A 17,389-nucleotide genomic window follows, 5' to 3' on the forward strand; every position below is an offset into this window, starting at 1 on the left:
TTTAAAATTTAAGGTTTACATTAAAACCGTAAGTAACAGGAACAGGAATGTTACCACCTTCAATGCCCTGTACATTACCGCCACTGGAGGTGAATTCAGGATCAATGTATTTACTCTTGGTATAGATATTCCAAAGATTACGGCCATAGACATTGACCCCAATATTTTTAATGACTTTGGCATTGGCTAATTTGAAATTATAACCCAGCGTCACTTCTCTCAGTTTAACATAAGTGGCATCAAAAATGGAAAAAGTGGTCGGACCATTGTACTCATTGCGCGCCCATTGCTGCGCTGTAATATTGGTGGTATTTTGTTGAACGTTCTCAACGGCATATGTACCGTCGCTGTGGAATGTTACATCGCCTTTGACACCATCCAAAATAACACCCGTTTCACGGATATTATTAGCCGCTGTTTTGTCCAGGATGCCTGAATACATACCAACTTTATATGTTTGGGAGAAAAAATTTCCGCCAACACGACCTGAAACCAAAAATCCTAAGCTAAAGTTTTTGTAGCGGAAGCTATTTTGAAAGCCAAAAGTAAAATCAGGTAGAATTGATCCTAGTGGAACTAATTGGGAGGTCTTCATGTACGTTCCATCTGCCTGAACAACACGTTGTCCATCTGCCGCATATACAAAGTCATAGCCTAAAAATTGTCCATAAGACTCGCCTTCACGTGCGACTAATTCAACTAACGAATTACTCAAACTCAATGTATTTACCTGATCGTCTAATTTGATCACTTTGTTTTTGTTTTTGGCCCAGTTAATTGTAGCGTCCCAAGTAAAGTTTTCATTTTTGATTGGCGTACCATTAAGAACAATTTCGAGACCTTTGTTATTAATTTTTCCCGCATTAAATACTTTGCTTGCGTATCCAAAAGACGAAGAAACAGGGACAGGTAGGATTTGATTTCTGGAATTATTGTTGTAATAGGTTATATCAAACCCTAAGCGATTTTTGAACAGTTGTACATTCAGGCCTGTCTCCCAAGAGCTGGTAATTTCGGGTTTTAAATTAGCATTTGGTTTTATGCTCGGGAGGCCATAGGAAGCTTGCCCTTCATATGATTGCTCAGGCTCATAGACCTTATACAGTTGATAAGGGTCTGTGTCATTTCCTACTTGGGCCCATCCCAAACGTATTTTTCCGAAACTTAACCAGTCCAATTGTTTAAATGCTTCTAATTGACTAAAAACAAAACTACCTGTCAAGGAAGGATATATAAATGAGTTGTTGTTTGTTGGTAATGTTGAAGACCAGTCATTGCGTACTGTTCCATCCAAGTATAGCAAATCATTATAGCCCAAAGAAAAGCTTCCATAAACTGATGCAATGCGTCTGTGATATTTAAAGTTGTCAATTTTGACTGAATTCGCATTTTTTAGATTGTAATAATTTGGAATAATTAGACCTCCTTGCGTAATGGCATAATCTTGCTTGCGCTGTTGGTCACGAAGATTGGCTCCGATATTTCCAATAAGTGAGAATTTATCCCAGTTTTTTTTTGCTGTAGCTAAAAATTCATAATTATATTCGTTTAGTTTATTGCTTGTCTCTTCATACTGTGAAGTGCTGCGAGAGTATACAGCGATACGGTCCTGAGATTGGAACGAATAAATATCGCCATGTACTTTGGCTCCTAAGGAAAGCCAGCTATTCAAGTCATATTGTAATCCAATATTTCCATAAAAGCGGTCTCTATTATCTTCCATATAAGACTCGTAAGCAGACCAGTAGGGGTTATCGATAAAACGCGTTGCTTCTGCTGTAGGCGTATTTTGCCATCCAGTACGATTCCATGCCAATGGAGTTCCATCCTCACGCTTATAATTTTCCAATATCTTGTAATCCACTTGTACTGCTCCCCATTGGAATGCCTCGAGGATAATATTTCTGTTGGATGCACCTGTCCATGGGCGGCCTACGGATGCGTTACGGATGTAGTTGAAATTAGAATTAATTTTCAATTTTCCTAGCTGTGTTCCTCCGGAAAAGTTAAACGTATTACGACCTAAACTAGAATTTGGAGTTGTTCCTTTTACATTTTTGTTGGTGTAGGAAAATCGGTAATTTGTATTTCCACTATTGCCGGCGATAGCAAAATTATTGGTATTGGCTACACCAGTCCGAAAGAAATAACTGACATCATTTTTTGGATAAAGCCATGGCGACGGATTCAGGTAATTGGATTCGTCTTCAGGGTTTAAATTATACCACTGTAAGACAGGTGTACCATCGAGTTTAGGACCCCAGCTTTCATCTGCAGCATAATCTACGATTTTGTAGTCTGTACCATTGATATTTTGCGTTTGAAAAGCAGTAGAGTAACCCTGACCGTATAAATGTTGTCTTTTTGGAAGTCGAACAATATTCTCAAAATCAACACCAGTGTTTAACGAAATATCTATCTTTTCTCCCTTTGATGCACGCTTTGTGGTAATTAATATAACACCATTAGCGGCTCTCGAACCATATAAGGCGGCCGCTGAAGGGCCCTTTAATACGGAGATGTTATCGATATCGTCAGGATTGATATCTTGTATCATATTACCGACATCTTTACCCGCGCTACCATTGATGGTTGATGAGGAGTTTAAATCGGTGTTATCAATTGGAGTTCCATCAATAACATATAACGGTTGGTTATTTCCCGCAATTGAATTGATACCTCGAAGTAAAACATGGGAGGATCCGCCCATATTACCACCGGATGTAGTCACTTGAAGACCAGCAACTTTTCCTGAAAGTGCACTAAGCGCGTTAGTGGGACGTGTTTGAAGTTCAACAGATTTGACTTCTTGGACTGCATATCCTAATGATTTCTTTTCGCGCGAAATACCCAAGGCTGTTACAACAACTTCATCCAATTGGGAACTCGTCGGTGAAAGTTGAATAGTAGTGAGCCCGCCTGGATTGGTTTGAACTGTTTTAGAATCAAAACCAATAAATTGAACTTGGATACTGATAGAACTTCCGTTTGAAGGTAATTCAAATAGACCATTATTATCTGTTTGAACCTGTTTTTTACTGATTGTTTCTGTAATCGTTGCCCCTTGGATAGGGTTATTGTTATTATCAATTACTTTACCTTTTATCGTGGATTGAGCGTATAGTGTGCTGGAGCCTAAACAAAGCGCTGCCATTACGACAAAATCGATGTTATTTTTTGCCATATTAAAATATTAATAATGAATTATTATTGTCTGTTTGGAAGGGGTTATCGGAGATATTTAATAATTACCTGGAAAACATCTCCTTGTGACATTCGTTTTTCAAGCATTAGTAGATAGTTTAGTTTCATGTGTTAAAAAATGTTAATGCAAATATATAAAATCCATCTGATAACTATACTTTATTTTATGATTTTTTGTAAATTTTGAGTCAGAATGCGACAATAAAACTGATTGGTAAGACGAAAGTCACTTTGCACTATATTTGTTATACTGATAGTATAGATGTGGTATTCATCAAATATCCACTAGATTCACCAAGTATCTCTATGGATATACTCACCAAGAAACTTCATAAAAGGAATTCTATCTAATATGGAGAAAACAAAAGATGTAGATCCATTATGAAGATATTTCTCGGTATAAAAAACACCTGAAGTGGGGAACCTCAGGTGTTTAACCTAACCAATTATTAACCTAAATTTATGAAAAGTATACTTTTTAAAGTATAGAAAATTATATTCAATATTCATGCCATTATTCCTTTTGTTGTTTTATTATTTTCTTTTGTGTTATTTTTGTTACTCAAATAACCGTATTGATAGGTTTGGCATTGATTAAAGTGTCGTTTTTTGGGGATAATAGTCCTTTAGTTTGGCCTATAAATACTGCGTTGTTATGTCCTCTTTTTCGAATTAAAATGCTGATGACCACAGTAATTAAAAATATAATTTAAACAATTCAACCCATTCAGCCTCTAGGCTACCTGTGTAAACCGCCTGTTTGGCTCGATTATACCAGTAACGGGCGTTCCATGAGTCACCTTCTTTGCGGTGGAGATAAGCATGTACATGGGCGGCATCTAGGCCATCCAACTGATCGATAAGATCATGTGCAGTTTTCCAGTCTCCTTTTTTGTCGTACCATAATGACTTTTGTACTGGAGACCAGTTTTGGATAGGATGATCCAATAATTGAAATTCTTCTTCTGTCATTTTCTTAATTTGTTAGTTCCTTGCTCCAGATTTCATAAATGTCATCGCCCTTTGAACTCTTGCCGCTATGATGCCATTGGTTATCTTCCAGCTTTCCACTAAAGTGAAGCTCTTGACCCACTCTCGTATGATCCCTTGAAAAGAATTGTATTTTCTCGGTGTAATGATTTTTTTCGAATTTATAGGACCCACCCCCTGTTCCATAAAATCCTTTTTGTGCAGGATTAATGGCAATCCATTGAAAATAACCATCCACCAGGATCTTTATTGTTTTGCGATCTGTTTTTGGGATTTCATGCATTTTTGAGTCTTGCTGTCTACCAGTGATCCGCCATAGCGCATCCAGATCTTGAGCGATCGGTTTTTGCCTGACAAAAAGGCCATTGAAACGGGACGATTTTATCTGGACTGAACCATCCTGCTGTTTAATATATAAGCTGATCGTCTTACCAATATGGCCAGCATCTTTTGTATCATATTCAACAGTCGTATGTATGCTGTCATTCCGCTGTTGAATAGCACCCCCCCAAGTATAACCGAAATGTTTATTTGTATCGTCATAATTTATGAAAGTGAGGTAATGATCTTTGATCAAAATTAAGTTTTTGCTTGTGCCAGTTTGGGAAATATATGCTCCGTCGCCCAATTGGGCCTTAGCTTGAAAATGCAGCATTACAAGCGAGAAGCACAGGAGTATAATATAGTGTCTCATATCATATTAAGGCTTGTTCTCTTCTAAAGATACGAAATAAAAGTGTTGAAAAGAATCTGGTCAGTTAAGGCAAACAGAAAGGCCGATTTTTTGTTGAAAAATCAGCCTTTCTACCAACCTGGATAAGGAAATCTATTTAAATCTGCTTGCTAATGCCGCCAACTTGCTCGCCATATCCGTTTCTGGCTCTTGTTGTCTTTTTCCATCGGTTCTCTTACTCTTAGGAAGGACTGGTTTTTCATCAGCTTTCATCGATAATGCGATGCGGTTACGTTTCTCATCAACCTCTGTCACAGTGACCGTGACATGTTGCTGTACTTTAACTACCTCATGCGGATCGGAGATATAGCGGTTGGACAATTGGCTGAGGTGTACCAGTCCGTCTTGGTGTACGCCAATGTCAACAAAGGCACCAAAGTTGGTGATGTTGGTAACAATACCGGGAAGTTTCATCCCCACCCGTAAATCGCCAATGCTATTTACACCTTCAGTGAAAGAGAAAGCTTCGAACTTTTCCCTTGGGTCAAGTCCTGGTTTGGCCAGTTCATGTAGAATGTCATTTAATGTTGGCAGTCCTACTTCTTCGGAAATATAGTTTTTTAAAGGAATGGATTTTCTTAATTCTGCATCTTTAAGTAAGTCCTCTACCTTTTTTCCTAAGTCTTTTGCCATCTGTTCAACCAGGGCATACCGCTCAGGGTGCACAGCCGAAGAGTCCAAAGGGTTGTCGGCATGTCTTATCCGAAGAAAGCCTGCAGCTTGTTCAAAAGCTTTGTCTCCAAGACGAGGTACTTTCTTCAATTCGCGACGTGAGGCAAATGGGCCATTCTCATTTCTATATTTAATAATCTGCTGGGCTAAAGCTGGGCCCAGTCCAGAGACGTAAGATAGAATTTGTTTTGAGGCTGTATTCAGTTCTACACCGACAGCATTTACACAACTGATGACTGTGTCATCAAGTGATGTTTGTAACTTGTTCTGGTCCACATCATGTTGATATTGGCCAACACCGATTGATTTAGGGTCAATTTTGACTAATTCAGCAAGCGGATCCATTAATCTTCTGCCGATTGACACAGCGCCACGTACCGTAATATCGTGGTCAGGGAACTCTTCACGTGCTGTCTCTGACGCTGAATAAATTGAGGCTCCGCTTTCATTAACCATCACAATGATAACATTGCTGAGTTCTAGTTTTTTTACAAAATCTTCAGTCTCGCGCCCTGCAGTACCGTTACCAATTGCAATGGCCTGAATATCATACTTAGATACTAAATATTTAACTGTTTTTTGAGCTTCAGCAAGTCCATTGGCACCGTTGTGGGGGAAAATAGCAGTATTTTCTTTGAGCTGACCTTGCTCATCCAAGACAACTGTCTTACATCCCGTTCGGAAGCCGGGGTCGATGGCAAGTAATCTCTTTTGTCCCAGTGGTGCGGCCAAAAGTAGTTGACGAACATTGTCCGCAAAGACTTTGATCGCTTCTTCGTCCGCTTTTTGACGGGTCAACACGCGGATCTCGGTCTCCATTGATGGTTTCAATAAGCGTTTGTAGCTATCTGTCAACGCCAATTTTACTTGTGAAGCGGCATCGTTTGAGGCTTTGATGTAAAGCGACTCAATGGTTGGAAGGACTGCGTCTTCATTGATATCTATATCCAGATACAGTAATTCTTCTTTTTCACCACGGCGCATGGCCAAAACGCGATGTGAAGGTGCATCTTTTAACGATTCCGACCATTCGTAATAATCTTTGTATTTAATTGCTGCTTCCTCTTTTCCCGGAACCACGCGCGATACGAATACTCCTTTTTCTAGAAATATTGCCCTGGATTTGGCCCTTACCGTCGCATCTTCAGCAATAATTTCGGCAATGATATCCCTTGCTCCCGCTAGTGCTTCTTCACTGTTTTTGACTCCTTTTTCTTCGTCAATCAACGAATCTGCAAGCACTAAAAAATCTGTTTTGTCCTGGGCTAGAAGAACATCTGCCAGAGGCTGTAATCCTTTTTCGCGGGCAATGCTAGCTCTCGTCTTACGTTTAGGCTTGTAAGGCAGATAAATATCCTCCAGGTTTGCCATCGTCTCGGCTGTCATTACTTGTTTTTCGAGTTCTGGCGTTAATTTTCCCTGGTCATTTATGGATTTTAAAACAGCTTCTTTACGTTTATCGAGATCTTTTAGTTGTTGTGAGCGATCCCGAATATTTGTGATCTGCACTTCATCTAGGCTACCTGTCATTTCTTTCCGATAACGGGAAATAAAGGGGACAGTAGCACCTTCATCTAATAGTTCAATAGTCGTGCGAACTTGTCTTTCGCTTATAGATAGCTCGTTAGCGATTGTAATTTCGTGTGATAATAAGCTCATTGTAGGTTTTCTTTAAAAAGGAAAGCTGTTGAATGGTTATTCAACAGCTCTAATTAATATCTTGTTGTAAATTAATGCAATGAGGTTACGCGGGTTTATTCGTGTTTTCCTGTTCTGTAGGTTTCTTTTCCACTACCTCGTCGTTTTTGGCCTCAGCAAAGTGGTCATTATATCCGTAGGTAATATGAGAAGGCTCCTCGCCGTAATCTAATTGCTTATGCGGATTGTGTTCCACGACTCCTGTGGGAGTTGTAAATTCATATTTTTTCTTTGCTGGTTCGGAATCTGAGCTTTCAGCAGTTTCCACCGATTCGGACTCTTGCGCTGCTTTGGCTTGTTCTTCGGCAACTTTTACCTCATTTGGAACAGTCTCCTCTTTGACTTCTGTCTTAACGTCTATATCTTTTTCAAAATTATTGATCTGATCTGAAATCTCGCGCTTGATGCCTTCTGATGCATCTTTGAATTCTCGAATCCCTCTTCCTAAACCTCTGGCCAATTCAGGAAGCTTCTTGCCACCAAAAAGTAACAAGATCGCAAACACGATTAAAATCATCTCCTGTGTTCCGATGTTTAGAAATGTTATTACTGGATTGTACATACTCTTTTCCTCTTCTTTTGATTACTAATTAGATGCTAAGTTACGATTTATATTTCTATAGTTCTTAGACCAACAGGCAAATTTAAGATAATTTTAAGGTATTTGAAACATAAAAATTACGTAACATCGGGCGACTATTGCAAGGTAAACTTTGTTATATTTTGCTAAATATTTTTTAATATGACGATAGAGCAGAAATATCTTTGTATTTTTGTGCCTATTTTTTGAGGAATTGATTATGTTGGGGAAATTTAAAACATTTAAGCCGTATTATAAAAGTACGATTGTATTGGCCGGTCCGGTTGTCATTTCACAATTGGGCCATACATTGGTACATACTGCGGATAGCGTTATCGTTGGGCATTTTGCTGGAACAATTCCATTGGCAGCTGTGTCACTTGTAAATGCTGTATTTATGATCGTTATGGTTGTCGGACTGGGAATCGCATATGGAATCACACCATTGATCGCTCAGGAAAATGGCCGGGATAATAAGAAGGAGTGTGCTGTATTATTGTCAAATAGTTTCTGGTTAAATATTATTACAGGAATATTATTGTTCTGTTTGGTTTATTTTGGTTCAATGCTTGCAATAGATCATCTGAACCAAGATCCGGCTGTTGTAAAAGAAGCGAAACCTTATTTGCTCATTTTGAGTCTTTCTATGTTACCATTGATGGTGTTTAGTACATTTAAGCAATTTGCTGAGGGGCTGGGATTTACAAAGCAGGCTATGAATGTAACCATCTGGGGCAATGTTCTCAATATTATCTTGGCAATCATTTTTGTCAAAGGTATGTTTGGAATTACACCCATGGGTGTGAAAGGGGTTGGATACAGTACTTTAATTGACCGTATCTTGATGATGGCTGTTATGATGACTTATGTATTGCGATCAAAGAAGTTTAATGGCTATATACAGCATTTTAAAATTACAGTAATAGACCAAGTAAGATTGGGGAAAATATTGCGGATTGGCGCTCCGGTTGCGATGCAGTATGTTTTTGAAATCGGTGCATTTGCCGGGGCCTCTTTATTGGCCGGTACAATCAGTGCTACCGCCCAGGCTTCTCATCAGGTAGCCATACAATTAGCCGCAATGACTTACATGATGGCCAGCGGTATAGCCGCCGCGGCAACAATTAAAGTGGGTAATAGTTATGGCAACAGAAACCTGTTCCGCTTAGAACGCTTTGCGATCTCCTCGTACCAGTTAGTTTTGGTTTTTATGTTTATTACAGCTTCTCTGTTTGCAATTTTCAATAATTACCTGCCTTATATATTCACCTCTGATCAGGCGGTCGTGGCGATTGCTGCCCAATTGCTCATCATTGCAGGCCTTTTCCAGTTATTTGATGGTACACAGGTTGTTGGATTAGGAGTATTAAGGGGTATGGGAGATGTCAATATTCCGACAATCATTACGTTTATTGCCTACTGGATTATCGGGTTACCAAGTGGTTATGTGATGGGAATACTTTTTGACTGGGGGATTAAAGGCATCTGGTATGGTCTTACCTTGGGTTTGTTGACTTCATCAGTCCTACTTTATTTGCGATTCCAATTGGTCATTAAGAAAAAGAAGCTTCAGTTTGAAAACAGTATAATTAAACCATAAAAAGGGGATATTCGACAATTAAATGAATGCGCTACCCATTGGAAATCATAAATATCGTTCGATATAAGCTGTGTGATAAAAAAATTGGCCACCTTTAGGTGGCCAATTTTTATAATGATGATATTGTTTCTAAATTTCTCTGTTGCTATCCCAGTTTTCGAGATAGTCGGCAACTCTTTTCAAAAATGTACCACCAAGCGCGCCATCGATTGCACGGTGATCGTAAGATAAAGACAGATACATCATATGTCTTATTCCGATCATATCACCGTATTCAGTTTCGATTACAGCAGGTTTTTTTGTTATTGTACCGACCGCTAGTATTGCCGCTTGAGGTTGATTGATAATTGGTGTGCCCATAATATTACCGAAGGCGCCAATATTAGTGAATGTGAATGTGCCGTCTTGTGTATCATCAGGTTTTAACTTATTGGCCCGGGAGCGTTGTGCCAGATCATTAACTGATTTACTTAGTCCTACTAGGCTCAACTGATCTGCATTTTTTATAACCGGAACAATAAGATTGCCATTGGGCAGGGCGGCAGCCATGCCGATATTGATATTCTTCTTCTTGATAATATTATATCCATTTATTGATATATTAACCAAAGGAAAGTCTTTTAGCGCCTTGGTAATTGCTTCTATAAATAGTGGTGTGAACGTAATGTTTTCTCCCTCACGTTTTTTATAAGCATCTTTTACCTTATTGCGCCATAGGACAAGATTCGTCACATCTGCTTCCACAAATGAACAAACATGTGGGGATACCTGAACACTCTTGACCATATGGTCAGCGATCAAGCGTCGCATACGATCCATTTCGATAATTTCGTCATTACCGCTTACAACAGTATGGACTGTTGTTGTTGGGACGGTTTGCGTAGGTTCGCTCTTGATAACAGGAGCGTTTGCAGTTTTCGAATGATCAATATCTTTATTGGAACCTCTGTTGGTTACATAAGAGAGGATATCTTCTTTAGTAACTCGCCCTTCAACTCCAGTACCTTGAATACGATCGAGCTCTTCTAGCGATAAGCCCTCATGACGGGCAATATTTTTTACTAACGGGGAATAAAAACGAGTTGCGTGTTCGTAATTTGCACCGGTAACTTCGTCAGACAGATTGCTTAATTGATCTAGACCCGGTATTTCCAAACCTGCCGCTTCTGTTGAAAATGTAGGCTCATCAGTGGTTAGGCTACGCTCCGCTTCAACAACAGTTTCGTCTGTCTCGGTATCTCCTTCTATTTCTATTATTGCCACGATATCACCAACTTGTGCGATTTGGTCAGCACTGTAAAGTTGTTCCTTCAAAATACCTCTAACAGGAGAAGGGACTTCTGAATCAACTTTATCCGTTGCGATTTCCAATAGAGTGTCATCTTCTTCAATCAGGTCACCTGGTTGTTTTAACCATTTGGTAATTGTTGCTTCCGATACACTTTCTCCCATTTTTGGAAGTAAGAGTTTATATAAAGCCATATTTTTTAGCAATCTCGTTATACAAAAACGAAGTTAATTAAATTGTGGTTTACTTTCAACAATTTGAAATATTATTCTTTAAAAAAGGGTTTTATTAAAATATTATTTTACATTATTCGTGTCCTTGCCCTTCTTCTTTTAGGAGTAGTTTCCAAAGCAGGACAAGTGCGTTCATCCGTGTCCGTTCGATGTTTATGAGTCTATCGTTGTTGAATTGAAATTTCTTTGTGATAATCTCTTTTTTTCCGGCTACAGCTACCCAAACTGTTCCCACTGGTTTCTCTGCAGATCCTCCTCCAGGGCCTGCTATTCCTGTAGTAGCTATAGCATAATCAGTACTAAACATTGATTTTGCACCAGCTGCCATCTCGATGGCCGTTTGTTCACTGACGGCGCCAAATTGATTTAAAGTAGTTTCGCTGACAGCTAACAACTGTTGTTTTAGCTTATTCGAATAGGGGATAGTACCACCGACGAAGATTTCACTGCTTCCAGGATTCGCGGTTATTGAGGCCGCTAAACTACCTCCTGTACAGCTTTCTGCTGTTGTCAACGTAAGCCCTTGATGCATAAATTGCTTGATTAAAAAAGCTTCTATAGTGGTGTCGTAATCGGCAATAACATAATTTTTTAAACGATGGAGGAGTTTGCTTTTAAAAAGTTTTACCTCCTGAACAAGATCTGATTTGTTTTTACTTTTTCCAGAGAGCCGTAGGCGGATAAATGCCAATGTAGGCAAATAGGCCAATTTAATAGTTAGTGGGAGCTCTGTTTCGATATCTTTTATTTCTTCCGCAAGATAAGATTCTCCAATACCGCCAACTAATATCGTTTCGTGATGAATGACCGAATCTCTATACTGGCTTTCGATTAAAGGAAAAACACGTTGTTCCATCAGATGTTTCATTTCAAATGGTACACCCGGCATAAAGATATAATGCTTGTTTCCTTGTGAAACTAACATTCCTGGGGCTGTACCATAATCGTTGAAGAGTACCTCACAATTTGCCAGGACATCAGCCTGCTGCCTATTAATCTCCAACATTTCTAGGTTGCGGGATTCAAAGAAACTGGTTACATGTAGAAGTACTCTCTCATCCCGGGTTAAGGTTGTGCCAAAATATTTTGCTGCAGTATTTTTGGTAACATCGTCTTTGGTGGGGCCAAGTCCTCCTGTGATTAAAATCAAATCGGCTCTTGAGGAAGCACTTTTTAAGGTATTGAAAATAGCTTCCTCGGTATCAGGAATGGATGTCATCTGAACAATGTCGACTTCGAATTTTTGTAATTGTTGTGCAATCCAGCCGGAATTGGTGTCGATAATTTGGCCGATAAGAATCTCATCGCCAATGGTAATAATTTCTGCTTTCATAGTATAAACTTACATAAAATTACGTTTCTACAATCCGCTAATTTTTTTTGATAAAAAGAAATAAAAAGTGATCCACCACCAGCTGTTTTAAGGATGATGTTGCGACGTACAACTGTGTGGAGAGAATAAAAAAGCGGTTATTTTTAAAAATAACCGCCACCAGAACTAGCTCTTTTCGTTAGCTTAAGATCTTGCAGGATTGATGCCTTGGCTCGAATGGTGACATTGTAACTTCGATATCGCCCAAACGGCATCCAACCAAAAGACATGTCCCAGCAGTGCAAATCCCGATAAATATTGAATGAAGTCATGACAACTTCTTTTTGCTTGAAATCGTAGCCGGACTGGAAAGTAACTTTCCATTTCGGCGTAACGCTAAAATCCCCATGTAAATTTAACGTACTTGTAATCTGGTTATCCATGCGTCGTGTACTTGCGTTAAAGAACTTGGACATGTTAAAACTGAATGAGGCAGCTAGATTCCAAGGGATATTAAAGTCCACAAATGCATTCGGGTCAGAACTTATTCTGGCCAAAGCCTGTGCCTGCTCTGGTGTCATTCCAGCACCAGACATTTCTTTTCTTAATGAATCGATATTATTATTACGTGATTTGGCCGCTTTTGGATTTAAACTATAATCAAAAGATAAACCAAAATTTGTCAGGCGCGCCAAACTTCCATCTTTGATCGCATACCTATTAATACGAACACCATTGTCATCGATGGTGTATGGATCGAATGTACCGTTGAAGTTGACATTCATTTTCTGATCGAAAAAAGCGGTCCGGCCGGAAAAAGTTATTGGGGATAGTTTTAATGAATCTGCTACGAAATTGTAATTCCCACTAAAAGTTAATCCCTGGAGAATAGGTATTTTCTTGAAACCTCCATCAGTGGTGTCGGACTTGCTCTTCACTTTAGCTTCAATGTTATTGTCAATCGAGAAGCCTATACCTGCAGATTTTCCGGCCGAAGGTGAACCATATATTCCTTGTGCAAAAATAGAGTATACATTACGGTTGCCGTATTGATCATTATAGTGTTGATAGAAACCATAGCGAGGATCCGAGAAATCTGGTCTATAATTAAAATTTATCGAGGGTGTGACCACATGCCGGATCGCTTCAATTTTTCCGATCTTTGGATACATACCGTAGATCTTTGTTGAAAGACCAGTAGATATGGAATAATCATAAGCACGATTAAATCCCTGAAGGGTGTCAAGCCGCTGCTTATATCCTGAGGGCGTGTTATCAATACGTTGTCTTGTACTTTGTAGATACCAACGTTCGGTATAGTTTACACTTGTGTTGAATTGAAAATATTTAAAAGCATTCAGTGATAAGCTGACTGGAATATTGTGTTGGAAGCCATTTTGAAATCTTTTGAAGCCTCCTGACGAGAAAAGCAGGGAATCTGCTGTGCTGACTGTATTTTGCGCTTGGAAGCTATAGCCCACATTGATCCGTTGATACCATTTTTGTTCGCCTACGCGATCTTTGCTATCAAATGGATTAAAAGAAGAAACATTCAAACTAATATTAGGCAAGCTTAATTGAATAGTCCTATCAGCCATATTTTGACTATGTGTTAAACTGGCTGTTAAGTTAACTTTACCATCGGCAAATACTTTTCCATAACTGATGGAAGATCCCATTCTGTTTTGAGCCAAGTTTTGATAGGTTGTTTGATTACTTCCCGTACCAGTGTTTTGAAAATAAGACGCCGTACCAAAGTTTACACTTGCGGAGAACGATGTTCCCGGATTGGCTTCCTGACGTTGGGTATGGTTCCAGGTTACATTGAAATCTTTATTTGAACCATAATTATCCGTGCCTTCTACCCCAACTTTCGTATTGGCATAGCGGATGTTAAAACCACCATTAAACTTATAATTGACTGTATATCGAGTGTTTATAGACGCTTCCCATGAACCTTTAGAATATAATGAGCCTCGAATCTCACTATCCCAATAATCGTTGAAGGCCAAATACCAACCAATATCACGCATCGAGAAACCTCTTGTATAATCTTCACCAAAAGAAGGAAAGAGAAATCCGGAGGCTCTCTTATCGGGCTTTGGGAAAAATGCAAAAGGGAAGGCTACAGGCATAGGTACACCCATTACCACTAAGTAAGCAGGGCCGGAAATAATCTGATTTTTGGTAACGATACCTTTTGATATATGTATTCCAAAGTGAGTGTGTGGATAAGGTAAATTACAGGTACTGTATAATCCCTTGTAGATTGACATCTCATCATAGATATTCTTTCGGACGATATTGGCCTGGATAAAGCCTCCATCGACTTCCGTCATAATACCATAAGTGTTCCCTTCTTGCTTTTCATAATCATAATAAAGTGAATCCACTGTCTTAGGCGATTCGCCATTTCCCATAATGACAATAGGACGCCCTACATATTTGCCACTTTTGTCATAAATACCTGATGCGAAAATCTTTTTTTGATTACGATCGAGACGAATGTAATCAGCTGAAAGTTCAAAATCCTGGTACTTTACTTTTGCACCGCGATATAGATGACTTATATTCCTTGCTACTTCAGATTTTTGAGAATCGACTGCAATAATACTGACTTCTGCCTGCAGTCCATTACCTTTTTTCTTGGTGGTATCCTGCAGGGACTTAGTCGAATCTCCAGCCTTAATTTTTGTTGTGTCCTGCAGTTTACTGGTCGTCGAGACAGGGTCCTTACTTTGAAGTCCGTTCTGTTTTAATGGAATATTGCTCTGAGCCAACGTTGAATTGCTCGTTGCAAGAATGATAAATAGTGTTAAAATGTTGATTAACGACTTCAAAATTAAAGACAAATGTTATTTTTGTGAAATAATGTTAAACTTCGAAGGACAAAATTAGTCAAAAAACAAATAGAAAATATGTTAAATATCGTTATCTATTAAAGAAATAATATTGACTCATTTTGTTTCGTTTATAGTAGAGCAAATAATTATTCAATGAAATCAGATTTAAGAATTAGAAAATGGTGTAGCATTATGTTTGCTACTTTGGGATTTTTTTTGTTGAATTCTTTCAAATTAAACAATGGTCAGCCTGAGCCACCCGATTATCAGATTAAAACTATTGTTATTGATGCCGGGCATGGTGGAAAGGATACTGGAGCACAGGGCCGTCGATCCCTAGAAAAAAATGTAGCTTTGGATGTAGCACTAAAGCTTGGAAGGCAAATTCAAAAAGATATTCCAGGGGTTAAAATCATCTACACGCGAACGACAGACGAATTTGTGGAACTATACAAGCGTATTCGCTTAGCGAACGCAAATAAGGCGGATCTGTTTATTTCTATTCACTGTAATTCAGGTGGCTCTAGTGCTCACGGAACAGAAAGCTTAGTGTCAGGTTCCCATCGTCTAGGACAGCAGGATGCTGCCGTTCGCGAAAACGCATCACTTTTGCTGGAATCGAATTACAAAGAAAACTATCAGGGATTTGATCCAAAAGATCCCGAAAGTGCAATTATTTTCTCATTGATGAAAAACAGATTCCGCGAAAAAAGTATTCGCTTGGCACAGATGATTGAAGGTGAGTATGTAAAAGCAGGAAGACATAGTCGAGGATTCTGGGAAAAAGGTTTAGCTGTACTTGCTGAAGCAGGTATGCCAGCTGTCTTGACAGAAATTGGATTTATCAGCAATAGGCAAGAAGAAAGTTACCTGTTGTCGGATGAAGGACAACAAGAAATTGTTAATAATTTGGTTTCGGCGATAAAAATATATAAAAATTCTGTCGAACGCTAAACAGATTTGCTTTTGCGCTGTTTTAAGCTTATATTAATGACCCACTACAAAATAGATAATTTGTGAAAATATCAAATGAAACCAAAGTCGGCATATTAGCAACAGTTGCAATAGCCCTATTATTTATAGGGTATAGTTTTCTAAAAGGAAACGATGTTTTTAGTAGCGACAATACATTTTATACGACTTATAATACGGTCGATGGATTGACGCCTTCCAAACCTATCCTGGTGAACGGCTATCAAATTGGGCGGGTGTCGAAGATGATTTTACAGCCTGATGGTAAAATAAAAACTGAATTTAAGATCCACTCACACTATAATATTCCTAAAAATACCATTGCACGTATCTCCAGTACCGATTTATTGGGCGGTAAAGCGATTGTCTTTGAGATGGGGAATAGTACGGAAATGGCGAAGGATGGTGACTTCCTCAATTCGGGTATACAGGCAAACATCATGGACAAAGTCGAGCCTATTCAGAAGCGGATTGAAACCATAACCATCAAATTAGATTCTACTTTATCCGTTGTTAATTCGGTATTGGATAAACAATTTCAGGACGATTTTAAGAGCAGTATTCATAGCATATCAACATCGTTAAAGAATGTGGAAGGCATTACAAAAGATGTAGAAGGTCTAGTCGGAAATGAAAAAGGAAGACTGAATAGAATTATGGCTAGCCTAGAGTCGATAACCACCAATTTCTCGCAAAATGGTGAAAAAATAAATTCAATCATGGCTAATCTAAATAATATAACAGATAAAGCAGCACGGTTGGATTTTGAACAGACTATCAACAAAGTGAATGCGGCAATGTCCGATTTTCAGAACATCACGAGCAAGATCAACAGTGGTAAGGGATCAATTGGTTTGTTGCTCAATGACGAAGAATTATACAATAACCTGAATAATGCGTCGAAAGAGATGGATAACCTGATGAAAGATGTCAAGGAAAAACCAGGTAAATATATTAAACTTTCTATTTTTGGAAAAAAAGGAGACAAGTAGATTTCGATTAGTAGATATACATAATACACACAAAAAGCCCGCAATTTGCGGGCTTTTTGTGTGTATGGCTACTATAGAAGCTGGAATCAATTCGTTCTACCGGTACTTAACTTCGTATCAAGTTAATACCAAGTTAAGTATTAAGGGCATAATAGCATTCTATTTATAGGGTATTAACAAGGAGTTAATGGGGATAGACCCCAGTTAACCCCCTGTTATACCTCTGTTAATACTCTGTAATATCCCTTTTAGTAGGGAATTTTGTATAAAGT

At 38.8% G+C, this 17,389-nt stretch carries 11 protein-coding genes; 3 read left to right on the forward strand and 8 right to left on the reverse strand.

Going from position 1 to position 17,389, the window contains the following annotated elements:
• Position 1: 1 nt before the first annotated feature.
• The 5 genes from HPC41_RS24605 to HPC41_RS25650 all read right to left on the reverse strand — a co-directional run bounded on the left by HPC41_RS24605 (position 2) and on the right by HPC41_RS25650 (position 7,859).
• A complete protein-coding gene (locus HPC41_RS24605; RefSeq protein WP_172396726.1) occupies positions 2-3,184 on the reverse strand; it encodes a SusC/RagA family TonB-linked outer membrane protein in 3,183 nt (1,060 codons plus the stop codon).
• Positions 3,185-3,900: 716 nt separating this feature from the next.
• The gene (locus HPC41_RS24610; protein WP_172396727.1) at positions 3,901-4,176 is read right to left on the reverse strand and encodes a hypothetical protein; all 276 of its coding nucleotides are present in this window, start codon (positions 4,174-4,176) and stop codon (positions 3,901-3,903) included.
• A gap of 4 nt (positions 4,177-4,180) precedes the next feature.
• Complete coding sequence (locus HPC41_RS24615; RefSeq protein WP_172396728.1) at positions 4,181-4,888, reverse strand: hypothetical protein; 708 nt, start codon at positions 4,886-4,888, stop codon at positions 4,181-4,183.
• Between the two features lie 132 nt (positions 4,889-5,020).
• Positions 5,021-7,258, reverse strand: a complete 2,238-nt coding sequence (locus HPC41_RS24620; protein WP_172396729.1) for a Tex family protein — start codon at positions 7,256-7,258, stop codon at positions 5,021-5,023.
• A gap of 85 nt (positions 7,259-7,343) precedes the next feature.
• Positions 7,344-7,859: a Sec-independent protein translocase subunit TatA/TatB gene (locus HPC41_RS25650; RefSeq protein ID WP_172396730.1), complete on the reverse strand. Its 516-nt coding sequence runs from the start codon at positions 7,857-7,859 to the stop codon at positions 7,344-7,346.
• A gap of 238 nt (positions 7,860-8,097) precedes the next feature.
• Between HPC41_RS25650 and HPC41_RS24630 the strand changes: the two genes are divergently transcribed.
• Positions 8,098-9,477, forward strand: coding sequence for an MATE family efflux transporter (locus tag HPC41_RS24630; protein ID WP_172396731.1), 1,380 nt, complete (start codon positions 8,098-8,100; stop codon positions 9,475-9,477).
• A gap of 129 nt (positions 9,478-9,606) precedes the next feature.
• On the opposite strand, the gene HPC41_RS24635 is transcribed toward HPC41_RS24630, so the two are convergent.
• The 3 genes from HPC41_RS24635 to HPC41_RS24645 form a co-directional block, all read right to left on the reverse strand.
• Positions 9,607-10,959: a dihydrolipoamide acetyltransferase family protein gene (locus tag HPC41_RS24635; RefSeq protein WP_172396732.1), complete on the reverse strand. Its 1,353-nt coding sequence runs from the start codon at positions 10,957-10,959 to the stop codon at positions 9,607-9,609.
• A gap of 112 nt (positions 10,960-11,071) precedes the next feature.
• Positions 11,072-12,331, reverse strand: a complete 1,260-nt coding sequence (locus HPC41_RS24640) for a competence/damage-inducible protein A (protein ID WP_172396733.1) — start codon at positions 12,329-12,331, stop codon at positions 11,072-11,074.
• 143 nt (positions 12,332-12,474) lie between these two features.
• On the reverse strand, positions 12,475-15,150 hold the full coding sequence (locus tag HPC41_RS24645) for a putative LPS assembly protein LptD (RefSeq protein ID WP_246251052.1): 2,676 nt from the start codon (positions 15,148-15,150) through the stop codon (positions 12,475-12,477).
• Positions 15,151-15,306: 156 nt separating this feature from the next.
• Here HPC41_RS24645 and HPC41_RS24650 point away from each other — a divergent pair, with 156 nt between their 5' ends.
• A complete protein-coding gene (locus tag HPC41_RS24650; protein WP_246251055.1) occupies positions 15,307-16,107 on the forward strand; it encodes an N-acetylmuramoyl-L-alanine amidase family protein in 801 nt (266 codons plus the stop codon).
• Between the two features lie 62 nt (positions 16,108-16,169).
• Entirely contained in the window at positions 16,170-17,117 is a 948-nt protein-coding gene (locus HPC41_RS24655; RefSeq protein WP_172396734.1) for an MlaD family protein, read from the forward strand.
• Positions 17,118-17,389: the final 272 nt, after the last annotated feature.

Source organism: Sphingobacterium prati, assembly GCF_013167215.1.
Lineage (GTDB): Bacteria > Bacteroidota > Bacteroidia > Sphingobacteriales > Sphingobacteriaceae > Sphingobacterium > Sphingobacterium prati.

What these genes read in the sequence shown, in the direction of transcription:
- HPC41_RS24605 (WP_172396726.1), bottom strand. Translation starts at nt 3,184, where the DNA reads ATGGCAAAAAATAACATCGATTTTGTCGTAATGGCAGCGCTTTGTTTA.
- HPC41_RS24610 (WP_172396727.1), bottom strand. Translation starts at nt 4,176, where the DNA reads ATGACAGAAGAAGAATTTCAATTATTGGATCATCCTATCCAAAACTGG.
- HPC41_RS24615 (WP_172396728.1), bottom strand. Translation starts at nt 4,888, where the DNA reads ATGAGACACTATATTATACTCCTGTGCTTCTCGCTTGTAATGCTGCAT.
- HPC41_RS24620 (WP_172396729.1), bottom strand. Translation starts at nt 7,258, where the DNA reads ATGAGCTTATTATCACACGAAATTACAATCGCTAACGAGCTATCTATA.
- HPC41_RS25650 (WP_172396730.1), bottom strand. Translation starts at nt 7,859, where the DNA reads ATGTACAATCCAGTAATAACATTTCTAAACATCGGAACACAGGAGATG.
- HPC41_RS24630 (WP_172396731.1), top strand. Translation starts at nt 8,098, where the DNA reads ATGTTGGGGAAATTTAAAACATTTAAGCCGTATTATAAAAGTACGATT.
- HPC41_RS24635 (WP_172396732.1), bottom strand. Translation starts at nt 10,959, where the DNA reads ATGGCTTTATATAAACTCTTACTTCCAAAAATGGGAGAAAGTGTATCG.
- HPC41_RS24640 (WP_172396733.1), bottom strand. Translation starts at nt 12,331, where the DNA reads ATGAAAGCAGAAATTATTACCATTGGCGATGAGATTCTTATCGGCCAA.
- HPC41_RS24650 (WP_246251055.1), top strand. Translation starts at nt 15,307, where the DNA reads ATGAAATCAGATTTAAGAATTAGAAAATGGTGTAGCATTATGTTTGCT.